General features: G+C 62.8%; 22 protein-coding genes. 11 read left to right on the forward strand and 11 right to left on the reverse strand.

Annotation, left to right across the window (positions count from 1 at the left end; genetic code table 11):
* Positions 1 to 42: 42 nt before the first annotated feature.
* The 7 genes from PWP93_RS24240 to PWP93_RS24270 all read left to right on the forward strand — a co-directional run bounded on the left by PWP93_RS24240 (position 43) and on the right by PWP93_RS24270 (position 6781).
* Complete coding sequence (locus tag PWP93_RS24240; protein WP_421028024.1) at positions 43 to 312, forward strand: UxaA family hydrolase; 270 nt, start codon at positions 43 to 45, stop codon at positions 310 to 312.
* A gap of 48 nt (positions 313 to 360) precedes the next feature.
* Positions 361 to 1536: a UxaA family hydrolase gene (locus tag PWP93_RS24245; protein ID WP_421027574.1), complete on the forward strand. Its 1176-nt coding sequence runs from the start codon at positions 361 to 363 to the stop codon at positions 1534 to 1536.
* Positions 1537 to 1690: 154 nt separating this feature from the next.
* On the forward strand, positions 1691 to 3004 hold the full coding sequence (gene dctA / locus PWP93_RS24250; protein WP_421027575.1) for a C4-dicarboxylate transporter DctA: 1314 nt from the start codon (positions 1691 to 1693) through the stop codon (positions 3002 to 3004).
* Positions 3001 to 4035 (forward strand): Ldh family oxidoreductase, encoded by a 1035-nt coding sequence (locus tag PWP93_RS24255; protein WP_421046334.1) that lies wholly within the window; start codon positions 3001 to 3003, stop codon positions 4033 to 4035. Before dctA ends, PWP93_RS24255 begins: the two co-directional genes overlap by 4 nt.
* A gap of 91 nt (positions 4036 to 4126) precedes the next feature.
* Complete coding sequence (locus PWP93_RS24260) at positions 4127 to 5413, forward strand: cation:dicarboxylate symporter family transporter (RefSeq protein WP_421046335.1); 1287 nt, start codon at positions 4127 to 4129, stop codon at positions 5411 to 5413.
* Positions 5414 to 5647: 234 nt separating this feature from the next.
* Complete coding sequence (locus PWP93_RS24265; RefSeq protein ID WP_421046336.1) at positions 5648 to 6061, forward strand: hypothetical protein; 414 nt, start codon at positions 5648 to 5650, stop codon at positions 6059 to 6061.
* 231 nt (positions 6062 to 6292) lie between these two features.
* Positions 6293 to 6781 carry a YaiI/YqxD family protein gene (locus tag PWP93_RS24270; protein ID WP_421046337.1) on the forward strand — a complete coding sequence of 163 codons (489 nt, stop codon included), beginning with the start codon at positions 6293 to 6295 and terminating at the stop codon, positions 6779 to 6781.
* A 99-nt stretch (positions 6782 to 6880) separates the two neighbouring features.
* On the opposite strand, the gene infA is transcribed toward PWP93_RS24270, so the two are convergent.
* The 3 genes from infA to PWP93_RS24285 form a co-directional block, all read right to left on the reverse strand.
* Positions 6881 to 7147, reverse strand: a complete 267-nt coding sequence (gene infA / locus PWP93_RS24275; protein WP_421028025.1) for a translation initiation factor IF-1 — start codon at positions 7145 to 7147, stop codon at positions 6881 to 6883.
* Between the two features lie 358 nt (positions 7148 to 7505).
* Complete coding sequence (locus PWP93_RS24280; RefSeq protein ID WP_035525294.1) at positions 7506 to 7709, reverse strand: cold-shock protein; 204 nt, start codon at positions 7707 to 7709, stop codon at positions 7506 to 7508.
* 226 nt (positions 7710 to 7935) lie between these two features.
* Positions 7936 to 8964, reverse strand: a complete 1029-nt coding sequence (locus PWP93_RS24285) for a LacI family DNA-binding transcriptional regulator (protein ID WP_421046338.1) — start codon at positions 8962 to 8964, stop codon at positions 7936 to 7938.
* A gap of 136 nt (positions 8965 to 9100) precedes the next feature.
* On the opposite strand from PWP93_RS24285, the gene PWP93_RS24290 reads away from it, so the two are divergent.
* A complete protein-coding gene (locus tag PWP93_RS24290; RefSeq protein WP_421046339.1) occupies positions 9101 to 9643 on the forward strand; it encodes a gluconokinase in 543 nt (180 codons plus the stop codon).
* Between the two features lie 121 nt (positions 9644 to 9764).
* Here PWP93_RS24290 and PWP93_RS24295 read toward each other — a convergent pair whose 3' ends face one another.
* Positions 9765 to 9899: a hypothetical protein gene (locus tag PWP93_RS24295; protein ID WP_421027582.1), complete on the reverse strand. Its 135-nt coding sequence runs from the start codon at positions 9897 to 9899 to the stop codon at positions 9765 to 9767.
* Positions 9900 to 10097: 198 nt separating this feature from the next.
* Here PWP93_RS24295 and PWP93_RS24300 point away from each other — a divergent pair, with 198 nt between their 5' ends.
* Positions 10098 to 10532 (forward strand): phosphate-starvation-inducible protein PsiE, encoded by a 435-nt coding sequence (locus tag PWP93_RS24300; RefSeq protein ID WP_421046340.1) that lies wholly within the window; start codon positions 10098 to 10100, stop codon positions 10530 to 10532.
* Between the two features lie 59 nt (positions 10533 to 10591).
* Here PWP93_RS24300 and PWP93_RS24305 read toward each other — a convergent pair whose 3' ends face one another.
* A complete protein-coding gene (locus PWP93_RS24305) occupies positions 10592 to 11899 on the reverse strand; it encodes an MFS transporter (protein ID WP_421046341.1) in 1308 nt (435 codons plus the stop codon).
* Positions 11896 to 13086: a M20 aminoacylase family protein gene (locus PWP93_RS24310; RefSeq protein ID WP_421027585.1), complete on the reverse strand. Its 1191-nt coding sequence runs from the start codon at positions 13084 to 13086 to the stop codon at positions 11896 to 11898. Before PWP93_RS24310 ends, PWP93_RS24305 begins: the two co-directional genes overlap by 4 nt.
* A 216-nt stretch (positions 13087 to 13302) precedes the next feature.
* On the opposite strand from PWP93_RS24310, the gene PWP93_RS24315 reads away from it, so the two are divergent.
* Together PWP93_RS24315 and PWP93_RS24320 are read left to right on the forward strand one after the other, a co-directional pair.
* Positions 13303 to 14259 carry a LysR family transcriptional regulator gene (locus PWP93_RS24315; protein WP_421046342.1) on the forward strand — a complete coding sequence of 319 codons (957 nt, stop codon included), beginning with the start codon at positions 13303 to 13305 and terminating at the stop codon, positions 14257 to 14259.
* Positions 14260 to 14409: 150 nt separating this feature from the next.
* Positions 14410 to 14880 (forward strand): RbsD/FucU family protein, encoded by a 471-nt coding sequence (locus PWP93_RS24320; protein ID WP_421027587.1) that lies wholly within the window; start codon positions 14410 to 14412, stop codon positions 14878 to 14880.
* A gap of 42 nt (positions 14881 to 14922) precedes the next feature.
* Here the strand turns inward: PWP93_RS24320 and PWP93_RS24325 are convergent, their stop codons facing one another.
* From PWP93_RS24325 to glnH, 5 genes are read right to left on the reverse strand one after another with little or no spacing between them, the layout of a single operon-like run.
* On the reverse strand, positions 14923 to 15921 hold the full coding sequence (locus PWP93_RS24325) for a MurR/RpiR family transcriptional regulator (RefSeq protein ID WP_421046343.1): 999 nt from the start codon (positions 15919 to 15921) through the stop codon (positions 14923 to 14925).
* A complete protein-coding gene (locus tag PWP93_RS24330) occupies positions 15857 to 16957 on the reverse strand; it encodes a C45 family autoproteolytic acyltransferase/hydolase (protein WP_421046344.1) in 1101 nt (366 codons plus the stop codon). The genes PWP93_RS24325 and PWP93_RS24330 overlap by 65 nt, the downstream gene beginning before the upstream one ends.
* 23 nt (positions 16958 to 16980) lie before the next feature.
* Entirely contained in the window at positions 16981 to 17721 is a 741-nt protein-coding gene (gene glnQ, locus PWP93_RS24335; RefSeq protein WP_421027590.1) for a glutamine ABC transporter ATP-binding protein GlnQ, read from the reverse strand.
* Positions 17718 to 18374, reverse strand: a complete 657-nt coding sequence (gene glnP / locus PWP93_RS24340; RefSeq protein WP_421046345.1) for a glutamine ABC transporter permease GlnP — start codon at positions 18372 to 18374, stop codon at positions 17718 to 17720. The genes glnQ and glnP overlap by 4 nt, the downstream gene beginning before the upstream one ends.
* 23 nt (positions 18375 to 18397) lie before the next feature.
* Positions 18398 to 19144, reverse strand: a complete 747-nt coding sequence (gene glnH, locus PWP93_RS24345) for a glutamine ABC transporter substrate-binding protein GlnH (RefSeq protein ID WP_421046346.1) — start codon at positions 19142 to 19144, stop codon at positions 18398 to 18400.
* Between the last annotated feature and the right edge of the window lie 142 nt (positions 19145 to 19286).

The raw sequence follows: 19286 nt of genomic DNA on the forward strand, positions 1-19286 counted from the left end.
GCGAATGAGTCCGGTGTGGGCGAACGAAAGACGATCCATATCGTGCTGCACGAAGCGAAAGACACGGTCGGTGTCGCGGTGGTGGAGGGCATCAAGGCCGGTTCGCAGCTGAACGCGTGGATCATGGATGAGGATGAGATCGTCACGGTCAACGCGAAGCAGGACATTCCGATCGGTCACAAGGTGGCGCTGAAAGACATGAGCGTGGGCGACACCGTGTTCAAGTACGGCGTGGATATCGGAAAGGTGGTCGCTCCCATCACGGCCGGCGAGCATGCGCACGTGCACAACATCAAGACGAAGCGCTGGTAAGCGCAATCGCCGGTCAGCCTTCTTCCACCCCACATCGAGAGAGACACCATGAGCGTGATTCAACTGGACACCACTTTCCGCGGTTACCGCCGTGAAAACGGCCGCGTCGGCGTGCGCAATCACGTCATCATCCTGCCGGTGGACGATCTGTCCAACGCAGCGGCGCTTGCAGTCGAAAGCGCCATCAAGGGCACGATGGCCGTGCCGCATCCCTATGGGCGCCTGCAGTTCGGCGCGGACCTCGACCTCCATTTCCGCACGCTGATCGGCGCTGGCTCCAATCCGAACGTCGCGGCGGTGGTTGTCATCGGGATCGAGGAAGGCTGGACGAAGCGAGTCGTGGACGGCATCGCGAAGTCGGGCAAGCCCGTCATGGGTTTCGGCATCGAGTTGCACGGCGATCACGACACCATCCTGCGTGCATCGAAAGCTGCCAGGGAAATGGTGCAGTACGCAACCGCCCTTGAACGCGAGGAATGTCCGATCAGCGAGCTCTGGGTGTCGACCAAATGCGGCGAATCGGACACGACCTCGGGCTGCGGCGCGAATCCGACCGTCGGCAATGCGTTCGACAAGCTTTACGGTCTCGGCAATACCCTCGTGTTCGGCGAGACGTCGGAACTCACCGGCGGCGAACAGATCGTTGCAGCCCGCTGCGCGAACGACAGCGTGCGCGAGCGCTTTCAGTTCATGTTCGACCGCTATCAGGACATGATCAACCGCTGGAAGACCGACGACCTCTCCGAGTCGCAGCCGACAAAAGGCAATATCGCCGGCGGCCTCACGACGATTGAGGAAAAGGCGCTCGGCAATATCCAGAAGATCGGCAAGAAGTGCATGGTCGATGGGGTGCTCGACAAAGCCGAGGAACCGACGCATTCGGGCCTGTGGTTCATGGATTCGTCTTCTGCTGCAGCGGAAATGGTCACGCTGTGTGCGGCCTCAGGTTTCGCGCTTCACTTCTTTCCCACGGGGCAGGGCAATGTGATTGGCAATGCAATTGTGCCCGTCATCAAGATCTGCGCAAATCCTCGCACCGTGCGGACGATGAGCGAGCACATCGACGTGGACGTTTCGGGTCTCCTGCAACGCGAGCAGAACCTTGATGAAACGGGCGACAAGCTGCTCGAATGCATGCTTGCTACAGCGAATGGACGCTGGACCGCAGCGGAAGTGCTCGGCCATCGCGAGTTCGTGATGACGCGTTTGTTCGAGAGCGCGTGACGTCATAGCAGGACAAGCAGGATCGTAGAAGCAGGAGGCAGACAGAAGTCCCCGTCCGGTGCGCGCGCCGGTTCGCAAGCCGACCCAGAAGCGGCGTGCGAACCGCAAGCGCACGCCCGTTTGTCATCGTGCAGCAAGTGGAGGAGATACCATCTTGCGCGTACTCAAACATCTCTACGTCCAGGTTCTGATCGGCCTGGCCGCCGGCATTCTTGTTGGCTATTTCTCACCCAAATTCGGCGTTCAGTTCAAGCCGCTCGGCGATACATTCATCCGCCTGATCAAGATGTTGATCACGCTTCTGATTTTCTGCACGGTGTCCATCGGCATCGCACGGATGGAAAGTTTGAAGCAGGTCGGGCGCGTTGGCTTCAAGACCATCCTGTACTTTGAAGTGGTGACGACGATCGCGCTCGTGATCGGCTTGATCGTCGCGAATGTCGTGCATCCCGGCGTGGGCCTCAACATCGACCCGAAGACACTCGATGCCGGTGCGGTATCGCATTACGTCACCGAAGTACACACGGTAGGGCAGAAGAGCTTCCTTGAAGAGATCGTGCCTAACTCCGTTGTGGGCGCTTTCGCACGCGGTGACCTGTTACAAGTACTGTTGTTTTCGGTGCTATTTGGCGTCGCGCTCTCGCTCATGTCCGAGCGCAGCAAGTTTCTCACTCAGGGCATTGAACAGTTTGGCGACGCGCTGATGCGCATCGTTGAAATGATCATGCGGCTCGCGCCACTTGGTGCATTTGGCGCGATTGCATTCACGGTCGGCAAGTACGGAATCGGCGCATTGCAGCAACTCGGCCTGCTCATTCTGTGCTTCTACCTGACGAGTATTTTGTTCGTTGCGATCGTGCTCGGTACCGCATGCCGGTGGGCCGGCGTCGGGCTCTGGCCTCTCCTCAGGTATCTGCGAGAAGAATTGCTGATCGTTCTCGGTACGTCGACGACGGAATCCGTGTTGCCACGTTTGATGGAAAAGCTCGAACGCCTGGGATGTCCGAAGTCGGTCGTAGGTCTCGTGTTGCCCACGGGTTATTCATTCAACCTCGACGGTGCCGCGATCTATCTCACGATGACCTCGCTTTTCATTGCGCAGGCCACCAACACGCATCTGACGCTGATGCAACAGATCGGTCTTCTGGCGATCCTGCTCGTTACTTCGAAAGGCGGTGCAGGTGTCGCGGGGGCAGCTCTTGTTGCACTGACGGCCACCTTGTCGTCGCACAACATCATTCCGGTTGCGGGCATCACGCTCATCATCGGTATTGACCGTGTCCTCAATGAGATTCGCGCGATTGTCAACATGATCGGTAACGCTGTTGCAACGCTGGTGGTTGCTCGTTGGGAAGGGGTGCTCGACGTCGACGCAGCGCGTGCGACACTCGCCTGTCCACCTGCGGCAGCCACGAAAACCGACGACGTGTGCATCACGATCGAACCTGCACAGGACATTCAAAAATGAACGGACAAGACGAGATCAACGTCTCGGTAGATGCCCTCCAGTCACTTGCCTGCAAGGCGCTCCTCGAGGCGGGTACGACGAAAGCTACGGCACACGCTGCCGCAAAAGCACTCGTTTATGCAGACGCGCGTGGCCTTGCCTCGCATGGCGTGGCGCGCTTGCCGATGTACCTCGCACAGTTGCGCAACGGTCGCGTTAGCGCGACTGCGGTGCCGCGCGTCGTGAGCGACAAGGGCGCGGCGATTCTTGTCGATGCTGCCGATGGCCTCGCGTTCGGCGCCTGCGAGATGGCGATCGAGGCAGGCATCGAACGGGCTCGCAATTTCGGCACGGCAGTCGCAAGCGTGACGCGCAGTCATCACTTCGGGGCGGGCGCGTACCATCTCGAAGCGGTTGGCGAAGCAGGGCTCGTAGGGCTCGCGTTCAGCAACGCGCCGGGCGCAATGCCCGCGTGGGGTGGCACGCGCGCGCTGTTCGGCACCAATCCGATTGCCGCGGTCTTTCCGCGTGCCAATGGCGAACCGCTTTTGATCGACCTTTCGCTCTCGCACGTTGCCCGAGGAAAGATCATGCTGGCGGCGCGTCAGGGCGCGTCGATTCCCGAGGGCTGGGCGACTGCCGCTGACGGAAGTCCGACGACTGACGCCCGGGCAGCTCTCGAAGGCATGATGCTGCCCTTCGGTGGTGCTAAAGGCGCCATGCTCGCGTTGATGGTCGAACTACTCGCCGTCTCGCTTTCGGGCGCGCAATTTGGCGCAGAGGCCGGTTCGTTCCTGACGGAGGAGGGGCCGCGCTCGGGCGTGGGGCATCTGTTCTGGCTGATTGATCCCAACGCGCTGGCAGGAACGGAAGTCTACCAGGAGCGCATTGAGACGTTGATCGAATTGATGCTCGCTGACCCTGAGGTGAGACTGCCAGGATATCGCCGACGCGAGATCGCGACGCGCAGCGAGCGCGCTGGCATCGCGGTGAATCGCGACCTGCTGATTCAGCTTAAAGCCCTCGCGAACGAACCCGCTGCCGCGCAGTGAAGGCCATCAAACAACAGGTCCTTCACGTTGTTCCGCTTGATGATCACCAAGCCATAACAGATCGGCATCGTCGAGGTGCCAGGAGACGAGCATGCGAAAGATTCTCCGTCAAATTTACGTGCAGGTCCTTATCGCAATCGTTGCGGGCGCGCTGCTTGGACACTTCTATCCGCACCTCGGCCAGAGCGTCGCACCTTTGAGCACAGCGTTCATCAAGCTGGTCAAGATGGTGACGGCACCGCTGATCTTCGTCACCATCGTGCTGGGAGCGAAAGAGATGGGGGGGGCCGGTGCCCTGGGCCGTATCGGTGGCAAGGCCATCATCCTGTTCGAACTGACGACGACCATCGCGCTTCTGGTGGGACTATGGGCCGTCAACCTGATTCAACCCGGGGCGGGACTGAACCTCACGCCATCGTCTATCGATTCAAGCGTGCTTACCGGATATGAACGCTCGATGCATGCGTCGGGCGGACTGACCGAATTTTTTCTGAATATTATTCCGGATAGCGCCGTGTCTGCCTTCACGCACGCAGACATGTTGCAGGTCGTGCTGTTCTCGACCTTGTTCGCTATTGGGCTGTCTCATGCGGGCCAGGTTGGAGAGACGGCGTTCAAGTTCTTTGAAGGTATCAGCAGTGCTTTGTTCGGCATTGTGCGAATCGTTATGCGTCTGGCGCCGATCGGTGCGTTTGGTGCCATGGCCTACGCCGTTGGCAAGTTCGGCTTCGCCACGATGAATTCGCTGATGATGCTGCTCGTCACGGTCTATGCGGCAACGCTCGTCTATATCGTCGTCATCCTCGGCGGCATTTGCGTGATGTGCGATGTCAGTCTCTGGCGCCTGCTCAAATATATTCGGGGCGAGATTCTGCTTGTCATCGCGACCGTGTCGTCGGAAGCCGCCTTTCCGCAACTCGTGAAGAAGCTCGAAGCCTTGGGATGCCCGACCGGCGTGGTGGGCGTCGTGATGCCGATGGGCTATACCTTTAATCTTGCTGGAACCTGCGTGGCACAAGTGATTTGCGCGGTGTTTATCGCGCAGGCATTCGGTATTCATTTATCGCTGACGGAGCAGGCAGTGCTGGTCGGAATATCGATGCTCACATCTAAAGGCATGGCGGGTGTCGCCGGTGCGAGTTTCATTACCTTGCTAGCGACCCTGGCCGCTTTCAAGCATATCCCGATCGAAGGCGCGGCGATCGTTCTCGGCGTCGATCGCTTCATCGCGGAGATCCGCGCTACCACCAACATGATTGGCAATGCCGTTGCTACCGTTGCGGTCGCGCATTGGGAGCGTCAGCGTGACGATGTCTGCATGCGTAAGACCTTGGGGATGCGGCCGAAGATGCCGGCTGCCGTGGGACCTCGGACATAACGTTGGCTCGCGCGGCTGGCGGCACGGCTCGTTCGTACAGTTTGCTGAGCTGCGGTCGTAGGACGAAGATGGCCGGGGTGGTATGGGGAATGCGGTGCGACCGAACATGCAGGATATGAAGGAAGAGTACGAGCGCCAGATCGAGGAACTGCAAGAAGTGCATGGCTGATGCAACGCCGGGCGCGCGAGTTGCTCCGTCCGAACTACCAGACACGCTTTATCGCGAGGTTCGAAATGACGGGCACTGCATCGCGACTGACGCGGCGCGCGGCGGCATGCGCAATGCTGCTTGCGTCTTCAATTGGCATCGCTTCGGCGGCGCATGCCGAACCTGTGGCCACGGGGCCGCTCAGCATCTCTGGGTCGCTCGTCGTGCGCGGGCCGTTGACCGTTGATGGGCCGCTCGCGGTGGCCGGCGATATCCATGCTAAAGGGCCGATCAAGGCAGCCCGCATCGAGAGGATTGCGCCCGATGATCCCGCCGTGGACAGGCGCCAGGGAGCCAACACGTTCTATGGCCCGCTTACTGTGCATGGTCCGTTGATCGTACATGGCGATCTCGAAGCGCGGGGCCCGATCGACGTCGGCGGCCCGGCGGGCGCGGTCGGGCGCGTGGACGCCGACGGCCCGATTACCGAGCGGCGCTGAACGGCTGCACGATAAATCCGCGCGATGGCCGCGTGCCGCGAGTTGCAGAATAATTGAATGGCGGCGCTCAATGCCGATGGCGACTAGCCTCTTCACATCGGTTATTTGCGCTATGGCTCGGAGGTGGAACTCTCAGCGGCCCAATTCGAGCACATCGAACGCTTGTTGCTCGCCGCTCATGCAAAGATCGCTGAATATATAATCGCCGCATTATGATTGGGGATTATCCGCATGCAAGTGCTGGTCGACGCTGATGCGTGTCCTGCCATGATCAAGGACATGTTGTTTCGGGCCGCGCGCCGCACCGAAATCGTGGTGACGCTGGTTGCCAATCAATATTTGCGCACGCCGCCGTCTCCCTTTATCAAAGCGATTCAGGTGCCTGCGGGTTTCGATGCAGCCGATGCTCGTATCGTCGAGCTCGTCGTGTCGGGAGATCTGGTGATTACCGCGGATATACCGCTCGCCGCAGCGGTATTGGAGCGGGGCGGCCATGCGCTCGATCCGCGCGGAAACTGGTTCACGCGCGAGAATATTCAGGAGCGCTTGACGATGCGCGACGTCATGGACCAGCTGCGCAATGCGGGTATCGATACTGGTGGTCCGGCGCCCTTCAGCACGCGCGACAGCAAGGCGTTCGCGGGCGAACTCGACCGGTTCCTCGCACGGCATGCACGTAACCGCGCACATAACAAAACGCCGCCGCGCGGTACCGATTAATGTCCGGTGCCTGGCTGGATTTCATTGGATGTGGGCCGCAAGTCAAACGCAGCGCCGCGCCGTATGCCAGTCGGGCGTGCGTTTGAGGCCCTCGCGCGCTTAGCGGCGGCGAAAACCTGCTTGCGGCGCTCCAGAAGGAGCGCGCTCATCCTTGTGGCGGAAGTTGATCCGTCCTTTCGTCAGATCGTAGACCGACAACTCGAGCGTGACCCGGTCACCGGCAAGAATGCGAATGTGGTTCTTGCGCATGCGACCCGATGCATACGCGTTCACCACCACGCCGTTCTCGAGCGTAACGCGGTATTTGCTGTCCGGCAGCACTTCGTCGACGATCCCGTCCAGTTCCAGCAGTTCTTCTTTTGCCAAATCAATGCCTCCAGAGAGCGTGATGCCGCGTCGATGCAATACATGAGCGAACTGCGCCAATCATTGCGCTTGCAACGATCGCAGCTTTTGCACGCGGGGTGATGTTGAGCGTTGTCCGGCGCATGTTGCGAATGCGTCGCATAACGGCGTGCCAGCTGGCTGATATCGAGTAGCGGGCGCGAAGACCGGGCTCGCTATGGACATCATCCGCACCGTTGACTTGCGGGCGCGGCGGAAGCGGAAATGCAAGAAATGCAGCTGACTACAACGGACAACCGTGACATGCAGTGGCATGCGAGTGCCACGACAAGGCGGGAGAATCGCGTCCACCCCAACGGGCGGACGCGACCCGAAAGCGTTACTGCGGGGTGATGTTCGAAGCCTGGAGGCCCTTCGGGCCGCGCTTGGTTTCGTAGCTGACCTTCTGGCCTTCAGCCAGCGTCTTGAAGCCCGTCGAGCGCACTTCCGAGAAGTGTGCGAACAGGTCGTCGCCGCCCTTGTCCGGGGTGATGAAGCCAAAGCCCTTGGTGTCGTTAAACCACTTGACGGTACCAGTTTCCACTAGATATTCCTTAAACAGACGAATAAAGTTGCCCGCCCCAAAAAAAGAAGGGGCGAATAAAAAAATCAAAAAGGAGAGGTCAACGAGAGCCGCCGATCAGCGGCAAATGATGAGCAATCAAGCATTTTGGACATTTTGGTGCATGACAGTACGCGGTACGCGGTGCCAAGTCAAGCGCTTTCTCGCCTGATTTTACTTTCCGCAGCGCGCCTCGCCGATATTTGCTTCACGCGCTTTCCCGTACCACCAGCTCGAAACCCAGATCGACCGCCGGTCTGGCAATCGGCTCGCGATCGATCATGGCAAGCAGCAGATTGGCCGCCACGCGTCCCATTTCCACCCTTGGCGTGCGAATCGTGGTCAGGCGCGGCACGCAATCGGCGGCGCCCGCCAGATCGTTGAAGCCAACAATGGCCACGCGCGAAGGCACCTCGATGCCCTGGCGGCGCGCCTCGAAGAGCGCCCCCTGCGCGAGATCGTCGTTGCCGAAGAAAATGCCGTCAACGTCGGGCCGGCGTTGCAGCAGTTGCCTGAACAGGTCGCAGCCCAGCCCGATCGACGATGGCGATGACGTGAGCACTTCGAGATCGGGGTCGTAGAGACCCCGATGCCTGAGCGCTTCGCGAAAGCCCTCGGCGCGCTGCATCGTGCGCGCATCGAGCTGCGCGCCGACAAAGGCATTGCGGCGGCAGCCGCGCCCCACCAGATGCTCGGCCACGGCCTGGGCCGCGCGCGTTTGCGAGAAGCCCACGCAGTGCACGCCCGCGGCTTCGTCCAGCTCCATGATGTGCACGCAGGGCACGCCGCTCGCGTCGATCAGGCGGCGAGCGCTTTCGGTGCGGTCGAACCCGCTCACAATCAGGCCGCCCGGTGACGACGCCAGATAGTGGCGGATCAGGTCCTCTTCCGCATGGCGCGAATAGTGCGAATTGCCGATCAGCACTTCATAGCCGCGCGGGCGCAGCACGCTGTGGATCGATTCGAGCACGTCCACGAACACCGCGTTGGAGATCGATGGAATCACCACGGCGACGGCGTCGCTGCGCGAGGACGCGAGGGCCCGCGCAGCGGGATTCGTGACGTAATTGAGCTCCGCCGCGGCGGCCTTGACGCGTTCCACATAGTCGGGCCCCACGGAGCCCATGCCGCGCAGCGCGCGAGAAGCCGTAATCGTGCTCACGCCAGCGCGCCGGGCGACCTCTTCGAGCGTGGGCCGGCCTGTGCTGCGGGTTTTCCTGAGTGTCGAGGTTGCCATGATCGATTTAGGATAGCGCTGTCTCGCACCTCGCGCAACGGTAACGTCCCCAATTGAACGGGAATTGGACTCGATGCGGCGGTGCATTTTTTTGATGGCAAGAGATAGCGCTATCTCAGCATTCAGGGAGATTCGAATGACCCGGCAAATTTCATCCGTCGTTGTCATGGGCGTGGCGGGCTGCGGCAAGAGCAGCGTGGCGCGGGCCGTTGCCGAACGCGTGGGCGGCGTGCTGATCGAGGGCGATGCGTTTCATCCGCCAGAGAATGTCGACAAGATGGCGCGCGGCATCCCGCTCACCGACGAGGACCGCGCGGGCTGGCTCGACCGGCTCGGCGCCGAGCTCGAGCGCGCCGCCAGCCGGGGCGAGCGTGCCGTGCTGGCGTGCTCGGCGCTCAAGGAGCGCTACCGCGACCGGCTGCGCGCGGCCACGGCTTCGCTGGGTTTTGTGTTTCTCGATCTGCCGCAGTCGGCGGCGCTTCAGCGCGTGGCGCAGCGTGAAGACCATTTCATGCCGGTGTCGCTGGTCGAGAGCCAGTTCGCCGCGCTGGAGCCGCCCGTGACCGAGCCGCTGACCCTGACCGTCGACGGCACGCGCTCGCTGGCCAGCATCGTCGCAGACGCGGTAGCGTGGTGCACGAGCACCCACACGCCGGCGAGCTTGATGCGGACAGCGTGAGATAGCGCTGTCTCAATGCTGCGGCTTCGCCGCCGCAGCAGGCAGCGCCCACACCCGGTGCGGCTAGTATGCGACGGGATGGGAATGAGGAATCGGTCCGGCAGTCTATCGAGCCTGCGGTTTAGTAGCGGCGTTGCGCTTCTGCGAGCAACTCGCAGTATTCCAGGTGGCGATTGAGCGCCTTGACACTGAAGCGGCCAATTGCTTCGAAAGCTTGAGCGGCGGTAGACGAAATGATGCCGATGAGTGCGGCCATGATGTCCTCGTGCTTGGGATGGTTGCCTAGGGTAGTTACCTAAGGGTTAACCCTATTATAGGGGCATTCCACGAGAAAGCAAGACCTGATGCGGGGAGCACGGCATCGTGATCGTGCTTTTTTGGCCCGATTTCCTGAGTTTCACAGTCTCGCGTTACGATTTCGCGTTCTGACGGGCTATTCAATGGATTGAAGAACATGAAATACGAGAACGCCTTGCAAAAGGCGATCAAGGGACGTCTCGAGCGCGCGATGGAGCTTGCAGAACTGTTCGGCCTCGGGATTATCGGCATCGGCACGGTTGCGGCGATGATCCATCTGATCTGGAGGATGGTGAATTCCGACGGCGTCACGCTAACCGATTTGCTGCTGATGTTCCTCTATCTGGAAGTCTTCGCGATGGTCGGGCAGTACCTGAAGGCCGGGCAATTGCCCGTACGCTTTCCGCTTTACATCGCAATGGTGTCGATCGCGCGGGATTTGATCCTGCGCTCGGGATCGAATACGGAGTTGCATTTGCTGGCGTCGGCGGGCGCAATCGTGCTGATTGCACTGGGCGTCTTGCTGATTCGCTACGGCCGGGCGAAATATCCGAGCGAGCCGGCCGGGTCGACGGGCGAAGGAACGAACTAGCGGCAGTAAAGGCGGGCGCGCCGAGGGGAACCGGCGCGCTCGCCACGTTCAATCCGCGCTCAATCGAGCGCCTTGTCCCCGGTCTCCTCGAACATCGACACCGCAATCAGCGAAATCAGCACGCAGACGATCATGTACCACGCGGGCGCCATCTTGCTGCCCGTCTCGCGGATCAGCCACCCGGCGACGAGTTGCGCGGTGCCGCCGAACACCGAGACCGCGATCGCATACGCGCTCGACATATAGCCCGCGCGCAGATGCTTGGGGAAGTTCTCGGGCATCAGTGCGTAGGCGGGTGCGGAACCCATCGTGTAGCAGAGCATCAGCACGATCAGCGTGACGAGCACCACCGGCAGCGACGGAAAGTGCGTCATGATCCAGAACGCCGGATACAGCAGCAGGATCAGCGCGACGCGGCCGATGATCGTGAGCGGCTTGCGCCGGCCCATGCGATCGGACCACGCGCCGTAGATCGGGCACATTACGAGCGAGATGGTGCTCGACGCCACGCCTGCGAGCATCGACATCTTCGGCGGCAGGCCCAGGTACTGGATGCAGAAGGTGGGCATGTAATACATCATCACGTAGGTCGAAACCGACATGCCCATGATCGCGAAGATCGTGAGAAACCAGTTGCGCACGTAGAGGCCGCGCTTCGGGTCGTCGCGGGTGGCCACGGCTTTTGCGGCCGGCGGCTCCTCGCGGATATGCCGGCGCAGATAGATGCCCACCGGCGCGATCAGCGTGCCGACCAGAAAGGGAATGCGCCAGCCCCAACTGTGCATGGTCGCGGCCGGGAGCAGGAAGCCGAGGCTCGCCGCAAGACCCGAGCCGAGCAGCGCCGCCGCGCCCTGGCTCGCGAGCTGCCAGCTCGCGCGAAAGCCGCGGTTCGCCGCGCTGCCCATCTCCAGCAGCGTGGCCGTGGCCGCGCCGAATTCACCGCCTTGCGCGAAGCCCTGCACGAGCCGCGCGACCACGATCAGCACCGGCGCGGCGAGGCCGATTTGAGCGTAAGTGGGCGCAAGGCCGATGGCCGCCGAGCCCAGCGCCATCAACAGGATCGTGAGCGTGAGCGCGGGCTTGCGTCCGGCGCGGTCCGCATAGCGGCCGAGCACGATCCCGCCGAGCGGTCGCATCACGAAGCCCACGGCGAACACCGCGAAGGCGAGCAGCGACGACGTGACGGGGTCGTCGGAGGGAAAGAACTGCTGGCCGATCGTGAGCGCGAAGTAGCTGTAGACCGTGAAGTCGAAGAACTCGAGCAGATTGCCGATCACCGCCGCAACCACGATTTTTCTTTGCTGCCCCGGCGTCATCTCGGGCGCTTGCGCGTGCGCGGGGGCAAGTGTCCTGGCGGCGATGTTCATGCGCGCGCCTCGCTCAGGAAGCGCTCGACGAGGCGCGTCCAGAACGCTGCGCCCACGGTGAGGTTCTCGTCGTTGAAGTCGTAGCGCGCGTTGTGCAGCATCGGCCGGCCTTCGCCGTTGCCAAGGCGCACGAAGCAGCCGGGGCGCTCCTGCAGGTAGTACGCGAAGTCCTCGCTGCCCGCGATGGGCGGGAACGGCGCAATGATGTGCTCCGGCCCGACCAGCTCTTCGGCCACCTTGCGCGCAAACTCGGTCTCGGCTTCGCTATTCACGAGCACCGGATAGCCGCTGATGTAGTCGATTTCCGCGCTTGCGCCATAAGCCTCGGCCTGCGACTGGACCAGCGCGCGGATGCGCTTTTCGAGCGTCTCGCGCACCGCCGGCGAGAACGAACGCACGCTCATTTCCAGCACGGCATCCTCGGGAATCACGTTGGGCGCGAAGCCGGAGCGGAACGAGCCCACGGTGATCACCGCGGCTTCATTCGGATCGACGTTGCGCGACACGATCGATTGCAGCGCCATCACGATGCTGCTGCCCACCAGCACCGGATCGACTGCCAGATGCGGACGCGCGGCGTGGCCGCCGCGCCCCGCAATGCGCACCTTGACGGTGTCGCAGGCGGCCATCAGCGCGCCGCTGCGAAAGCCGAAGGTGCCGGCCGCCACGCCCGGATGATTGTGCAGTCCGAAGATGGCCTCGCACGGAAAGCGCTCGAACAGGCCGTCGGCAATCATGCGCACGGCGCCGCTGTCCGAGCCGGCCTCTTCGGCGGGCTGGAAGATAAGATGCACGGTGCCGTCGAAATTGCGCGTCTTCGCGAGCTGCTGCGCCGCGCCGAGCAGGACCGTGGTGTGCCCATCGTGGCCGCAGGCGTGCATCTTGCCGTCATGAATGCTCGCGTAGGCGAGGCCGGTCTGCTCGTGGATCGGCAGCGCGTCCATGTCGGCGCGCACGCCGACGGTGCGCGCGCTAGTGCCCGCCTTCAGCGAGCCGACCACGCCATGGCCGCCGACATTGCGTGTCACGTCGTAGCCCCATGCCTTGAGCTTTTGCGCCACGAATTCCGCGGTATTGGCTTCCTGGTAAGACAGTTCGGGGTGCTTGTGAATGTGATGGCGGATCTCGCTCAGTTGCTCGCGGGCCTGCGCCAGGTCGGCAACTTCGCAATAACGGCTTTCGCTCATGGGGTGGTGGCTCCTGATATTGGCGTGGACGCGCGGGGCGTCGAATCGTGTGTGCTTGGGGGGGGCGTGCCGGACCTGGGCTGGCGCCGTGCACCCGTGCAGCGCCGAGTATTGCATCGACGAAATGCTCGACCCATGACAGAAACGCATCGAAAATGTTGCTTTTAGGTCAACGATTCGACGGTCCGCGAGCGGCCGTCGGGAAAAGGGGGCGAGATGGACGAGACAGGCGGCAGCGCCGACGCGCCGATGGGCCGTTGGATCGACGAAATCGGCGAGCGCTCGCTGCGCTACCTGGCCGAGATTGCGGCCAGCGGCGGCGTGCGCCTGGCGGCCGATGCGCTGGGCGTCAATGCTTCGGTGATCAGCAGGCAGGTGGCGGCGCTGGAGCGGCGGCTGCGCTTCCCGCTGATCGAGCGGCGCGGACGCCAGGTGGTGGTGACCGAAATCGGCCAGGTGCTCATCGATCACTATCGCGACGGTCAGCGGCGCGAGCGCGACCTGATCGCTCGCCTCGAGGAATACCGGCACCTGAAACGCGGGCGCGTGGCGCTCGGCGTGGGCGAGGGCTTCATCGGCAATCTGATTGCGCGTGCGCTGCAGCGCTTTTCGATGACCTATCCGGACATCCTCGTCGAGATTCGCTCGGGGCCTACGCCGGCCGTGCTGTCGCTGGTGCGCGATGACATCGTCGATATCGGCCTGTGCGCGCGCTCGGCTGAAGATCCGGTTATGCGCATTCATCCGTTCGCGGCGCGGCCGTTGTGCGCGGTGGTCGCGCCTTCGCACCGCTTCGCGCGCATGACCAGGGTGCCGCCCGCGGAGCTCGCTCACGAGCGCCTGATTTTCATGACCGAGGCGTTTGGCGTGCAGCATTTCGTGCAGTCGCTGCTCGACGACGTGCGCCTCACCGTGATGCCCGCGTATCGCGTGGACCTTTTCAACACGGCGCAGACGCTCGCGGCAGCGGGCCTCGGCGTGGCCTTCATGTCATCGATCACCGCGCGGCGCGGCATCGATCTGGGCGAGCTGGTGGCGGTGCCGATCGATCATCCGATTGCGGCGGGCTTCGCCAGCCAGATGCTCACGCGCGTGGGCCGGCGCCTGTCTCCCGCGGCCGATCACTTGTGGAAGCAGCTTGCGCAGAGTTTCCTGCAGGACCACGCGCCGTAGAATTGCAACTAACAGCCAATCGAATCCCGTCCCAATCAACGCCTAATGGCGCATGACAATCTGGCCGCCGCGTACGGCCACGATATGATTGCAACGGTGACCAGCACGATTCTTTCATCGACATCGACGAAGTAGACAGAGGAGACACGCATGCTGAAAAATCTGGACCCGCTGCTGAACGCCGACGTGCTGCACGCGTTGCGCGCCATGGGACACGGCGACGAAGTCGTGGTTTGCGACGCGAATTTCCCCGCCGATTCAGTTGCGCGCGCAACTGTTTCGGGAAAGCTCCTGCGCATGGATGGCGCCGATTCGCCGCGCGCCGTGCGCGCGATCCTCTCTGTATTGCCGCTCGATACGTTCGTGGAAGCGCCCGCGATGCGCATGGAAGTGGTGGGCGAGCCCGATACGATTCCCGCCGTGCAGCGCGAGGCGCAGGCCGAGGTCGATGCCGCCGAGGGGCGCGCGGTGCCGTTCGCGCCGATCGAGCGCCATGCGTTCTATGCGCGCGCACGCAAGGCGTACTGCGTGATCGCCACGGGCGAAACGCGCGGCTATGGCTGCTTTGTGTTTACCAAGGGCGTGCTGCTCGCACCGGATGCGCCGCGCACAAGCGAGTAAGCCGGAGCGGCGGGGCGTGCGGCAGGTGTCGCCGCTGTCCGCTCAGCCCGTTTCGATCCCCAGCGCCGTAATGAGCCGTTCGCGCCGCGCCAGCGCTTGCAGCGACTGCTTGCCCAGGTGCGTCGCGACGAGATTGAGCAAGCCCTCGCAGAAGATCAGATACGCGCCCATGCTATTGCTGAAGAAGCTGCTCTCGTGCGGAATCAGAAAGGTATGGCGCGCGGGCGGCACGAGCGGCGATGCGAGCGTGTCGGTGATGGCGATCACGGTCATGCCGGCGGCGGCGGCGGCCACGGCGGCATCGGCGACGCTGCGGGTGTAGGGCGCAACGCTCGACACGACGACCACGTCGCCGGGCTGCAACTGCGCAAGGCCTTCGGCCACGCCCAGGCCGTGCGCGTCGAGCAGGGCAACGTCTGCGCGAATCATGCCGAGGCCATAGCAGAGAAAGCTCGCGAGCGCGCTGAACTGGCGCAAGCTGTGCACGCGCACGCGCGGCGCGCCGGCAAGCAGCGCGGCCGCACCGCGCAGGTCGGCGGGCGAGAGCCGCGTGAGAAATGCGTCCACGTTGGTGATCGATTCGCGTGCAAGCTGGGCGACCACCTCGACCTCGGGCGAGGTGTGGTTGGCTTGCGCCGATTGTGCCCGCGACTTCTTTCCGGCAACCAGTTGCTCGGCCTGGTGCGTATAAAAATGCCGATGCTGTTGGGCAAGGCTGTCACGGAAGACGCTCTGAAAATCGGCGAAACCCGTGTAGCCGAGTTTCGTCGTCAGGCGCGTGAGCGTCGATGCATTGACGCCCAGCGCCGTGGCCAGATCCGTGATGGTGCGCACGGCGACTTCCTCGGGCTGTTCGAGCAGATGCGCCAGCACCGAATGCGCCTTGCCGCCGAGCGAAAGATTCGCCTCGCCGCGCCCGATGCGCACCATCAGTTCACGCAGGCCGTCGACCGTGCGCGGCGCGCCGGGCATGGCGTCAGACGCCGGTGCCGCGTCGCGGCTGCTGCTCAGGCGGCGCGTCTTGTGCTTGTCTGTATCCATCGATCAATCGATACCGGGGCGGCGTCCCGGGCTGTTCGTAAATGTCCCATTCTATGTGAGACGTCTTGATCGCGATATCGGCGGTAGCGAGCGTGTTCTCGCCATCGGGGTCGAGGGGATCGGTGCGGTAGATCGGCAGCGCCGCGAGATTCCCGCCGTTCGTGTCGGCGAGCACCGCAAGCGGGTCGACGGCGCTGCACGCCTGCTCCAGCAGTTGCTCGCCGCGCCGCTGCCGGTCGCGCGAGGAGTCCGTCACGACCTGCGGATCGTCGCGCATCGTGGGGTGGATCGCATGATTGGCGTGCAGCGACGGCGCCGTGATGGCCAGCACCGAGCATTGGCGCGCATTGAACTCGACACTGAGCAGATCGGGGCTCGCGCGATGCCCGAGCGTGAGGTGAAACGCTCCGGCGCGAGGGGTATCGCGCAGCGTTGCGACCGCGGCGTCGAGGTCGGGCGCATCCAGCACGGCGCGCGTGAGCACCATGCGCGGCACGCCCGCGTCGGTGTGGAGCGGGCGCAAATTGTTGACCGTGACGGCGAGGCCTGCCTCCGTGACTGCGAACGTGTGCCCCGGCAGCGAGCCAGGATAGACGAACGACACAAAGCCGGGACTGCCTTCGATGCGGCACTCGGCAATCGCGCAATGTCCCGCAAAGCCGGGATCGCCGTCTTCATTGTGGCTGATGCGCCGGGTCTCGCCGCGCCCGAGTTGCACGGTCGTGCAGCCGTCGTGCGTTCCGGCTGCATGCGGGTCTAGCCGCAGGTCGCCACGGCAGTTCCATAGCAAGACCTGTTCGAAAGGCACGCCCAGCCCATCGGCGAGCCCGCACAGTTCCTGCCAGATGCGCGGGAAGCCCAGCCGGACGTGCTTCGCCATCGCCTCGGCCAACGGGCTGCCGCGCCATTGCATCACTTGATGCCAGGCGCGAGTCTGGAGCAAATGTCCCTGTACGGCGCTCGACCCGAAACGGCCCAGCGCCTGGCCGGCTTCGAAGGGTGTGCCGGAAACCTTGATGAAATCGAGTGCTGGCATAGCCTGAGAATTTGCCTGAAAATTCATTCGACATGCTGAAGAAAATCGCGCAGGCGCTGATTCGGCGGCGCGTCGAGCAGCGCGGTGGGCGGCCCGTCGACGGTGATATGGCCGTGCTCCATGAAGATCAGCCGCGTGCCCACCTTACGCGCGAAAGCCATTTCATGCGTCACCACCACCATCGTCATGCCTTCTTCGGCGAGCGACTGCATCACGCGCAGCACTTCCTGGCGCAGCTCGGGATCGAGCGCTGAGGTCGGCTCGTCGAACAGCATCAACTTGGGCTTCACGGCGAGCGCGCGCGCGATCGCCACGCGCTGCTGCTGGCCGCCGGACAACTCGCTTGCATAGTGGTTGACGCGCTCTGCGAGACCGACTTTTGCGAGCAGTTCGCGCGCGAGCGCCTGGGCCTCGTTCTTGCCCATGCCGCGCACCTGGCGCGGACCGAACGCGACGTTTTCAAGCGCCGTCAGTTGCGGAAACAGGTTGAACTGCTGGAACACCATGCCCGCTTCCTTGCGGATCTCGCGAACCTGGCGCGAGCCGTCGCGCACGCTGATGCCGTCGACGACCAGATCGCCGCCGTCGATATGCTCGAGCGCATTGATGCACCGCAGGAGCGTGGATTTGCCTGAGCCGGACGGCCCGATCAGAACCACGACTTCGCCCGCATGAATGGTCAGGTCCACCGCGTCGAGCACGGTCGTCTGGCCGAAGCGCTTGGTCACGCCCTTGAACTGCACCATGGTTTTGCCGGTGCTCATAGTATCCGCATCCTTTTTTCCATCGTGCGCAGGCAGAAGGTCAGCGCGCCGATCATGCACAGGTAGATGATTGCCACGGCCGTCCAGATTTCGACCGCGCGAAAATTCGAGGCCATGATCTCCTGGCCCTGACGCGTCAGTTCACCCACGCCGATCACGATAAAGAGCGACGTGTCCTTGAGGCTCACGATGAACTGGTTGCCGAGCGACGGCGTCATGCGGCGCACCGCGACGGGCCCCACCACGAATGCGAGCACGCGCCACATCGGCATGCCGAGCGCGAGCCCCGCCTCCTTGAGGCCGCGCGGCACGGACAAAAAGGCGCCGCGCACGATCTCCGCAATATAGGCACCCGAATTGATGATGATCGAGACGATCGCGGCAGTGAGCGCGTCCACCCGCACATGCAGCATCAACGGGAGTGCGAAGTAAATGAACATCACCTGCACGACGATCGGCGTGCCGCGCACGAATTCGACATAGACGAAGGCGATTTTCTGCGTGAGCGCGTTGCCATAGGCGCGCATCAGGCCAAACAGGAAGCCGACGAGCAAGCCGCCCGCGAGGCCCACGGCGGCTATCAGCACCGTGAGCCGCGCGCCCTGGAGCAGGGCGGGGAGCGCGTCGACAACGACCGAAAGATCGAACTGCATGGGGCTCTCCGGGTTCCGGTGGATCAGGACTTGGCCGGTTCGACGCCGAACCATTTCTTGTAGATCGCGGCATAGCGGCCATCGGCCTTGATCTTCGCGAGCGCCGCGTTGACTTTGGGCACCAACGCGCTGCCTTTCGGGAAGGCGATGCCGTATTGCTGCGCCATCATCTGCGGGCCGACGGCCTTCACGCGGCCGTTGCCTGCGGTGTGAATGTAGTAGAGGACGTTGGGCGTGTCGTGCATGGCCGCGTCGACGCGTCCGGTTTGCAGTTCCAGATAGGCATTGTCGATGTTGGGGAACTGACGCAGGTCGGTGCCGCCGAAATGGGTTTTCGCGTAGTCCGCCGCCGAGGTGCCGGTCTTGATGGCGAGCGATTTGCCTTTCAGGTCGTCCGGGCCCTTGATCGTGCTGGCCGTGGGGACCATCAGCATGAAGCCGCTGTCGTAATAGCCGTCGGAAAAGTCGATGACCTTCTTGCGCTCGTCCTTGATCGTGATGCCGGCGAGCGCGACGTCCACGTTATGAGTTTGCAGCGCCGGCAGGATGCCGCTGAAATCCATCGGCTGCAGCTTGTAGTCGAGCTTCAGATCCTTGGCGATGGCGGCCCACAAGTCGATGTCGAAGCCGACGTACTTGTCGCCCTGCTTGAATTCGAACGGCACGAACGCGGTATCGCAGGCGACCAGCAAGGTCTCGGCTCGCGCCGCTTGACCCGTAATGGACACGGCGACGAGTGCGGCCATGGCGAGCTTTGCTATGAGTTTCATGACAACCCCTTTGGTGGTGGATGGAGCTAAAAAGCAATTTAATTTGCGATGAGTATTTACGCGCAAAATAATTTGCGCAATAGGGAAACACGCATTTTCGCGGCGAAGCGGGTTTACCCTATGGCCGATTCCATCGGTCAAT

Origin of the sequence: Paraburkholderia sp. A1RI-2L (genome assembly GCF_048957375.1) — a bacterium.
Taxonomy (GTDB): domain Bacteria; phylum Pseudomonadota; class Gammaproteobacteria; order Burkholderiales; family Burkholderiaceae; genus Paraburkholderia.

Bases quoted from the DNA above. Each gene is read 5' to 3' on its own strand.
- PWP93_RS24325 (WP_421046343.1), bottom strand. From the start codon at position 15,921: ATGGATACAGACAAGCACAAGACGCGCCGCCTGAGCAGCAGCCGCGAC.
- PWP93_RS24265 (WP_421046336.1), top strand. From the start codon at position 5,648: ATGACGGGCACTGCATCGCGACTGACGCGGCGCGCGGCGGCATGCGCA.
- glnP (WP_421046345.1), bottom strand. From the start codon at position 18,374: ATGCAGTTCGATCTTTCGGTCGTTGTCGACGCGCTCCCCGCCCTGCTC.
- PWP93_RS24285 (WP_421046338.1), bottom strand. From the start codon at position 8,964: ATGGCAACCTCGACACTCAGGAAAACCCGCAGCACAGGCCGGCCCACG.
- PWP93_RS24320 (WP_421027587.1), top strand. From the start codon at position 14,410: ATGCTGAAAAATCTGGACCCGCTGCTGAACGCCGACGTGCTGCACGCG.
- glnH (WP_421046346.1), bottom strand. From the start codon at position 19,144: ATGAAACTCATAGCAAAGCTCGCCATGGCCGCACTCGTCGCCGTGTCC.
- PWP93_RS24255 (WP_421046334.1), top strand. From the start codon at position 3,001: ATGAACGGACAAGACGAGATCAACGTCTCGGTAGATGCCCTCCAGTCA.
- glnQ (WP_421027590.1), bottom strand. From the start codon at position 17,721: ATGAGCACCGGCAAAACCATGGTGCAGTTCAAGGGCGTGACCAAGCGC.
- PWP93_RS24315 (WP_421046342.1), top strand. From the start codon at position 13,303: ATGGACGAGACAGGCGGCAGCGCCGACGCGCCGATGGGCCGTTGGATC.
- PWP93_RS24290 (WP_421046339.1), top strand. From the start codon at position 9,101: ATGACCCGGCAAATTTCATCCGTCGTTGTCATGGGCGTGGCGGGCTGC.
- PWP93_RS24295 (WP_421027582.1), bottom strand. From the start codon at position 9,899: ATGGCCGCACTCATCGGCATCATTTCGTCTACCGCCGCTCAAGCTTTC.
- PWP93_RS24305 (WP_421046341.1), bottom strand. From the start codon at position 11,899: ATGAACATCGCCGCCAGGACACTTGCCCCCGCGCACGCGCAAGCGCCC.
- PWP93_RS24270 (WP_421046337.1), top strand. From the start codon at position 6,293: ATGCAAGTGCTGGTCGACGCTGATGCGTGTCCTGCCATGATCAAGGAC.
- PWP93_RS24245 (WP_421027574.1), top strand. From the start codon at position 361: ATGAGCGTGATTCAACTGGACACCACTTTCCGCGGTTACCGCCGTGAA.
- PWP93_RS24310 (WP_421027585.1), bottom strand. From the start codon at position 13,086: ATGAGCGAAAGCCGTTATTGCGAAGTTGCCGACCTGGCGCAGGCCCGC.
- PWP93_RS24330 (WP_421046344.1), bottom strand. From the start codon at position 16,957: ATGCCAGCACTCGATTTCATCAAGGTTTCCGGCACACCCTTCGAAGCC.
- PWP93_RS24260 (WP_421046335.1), top strand. From the start codon at position 4,127: ATGCGAAAGATTCTCCGTCAAATTTACGTGCAGGTCCTTATCGCAATC.
- PWP93_RS24300 (WP_421046340.1), top strand. From the start codon at position 10,098: ATGAAATACGAGAACGCCTTGCAAAAGGCGATCAAGGGACGTCTCGAG.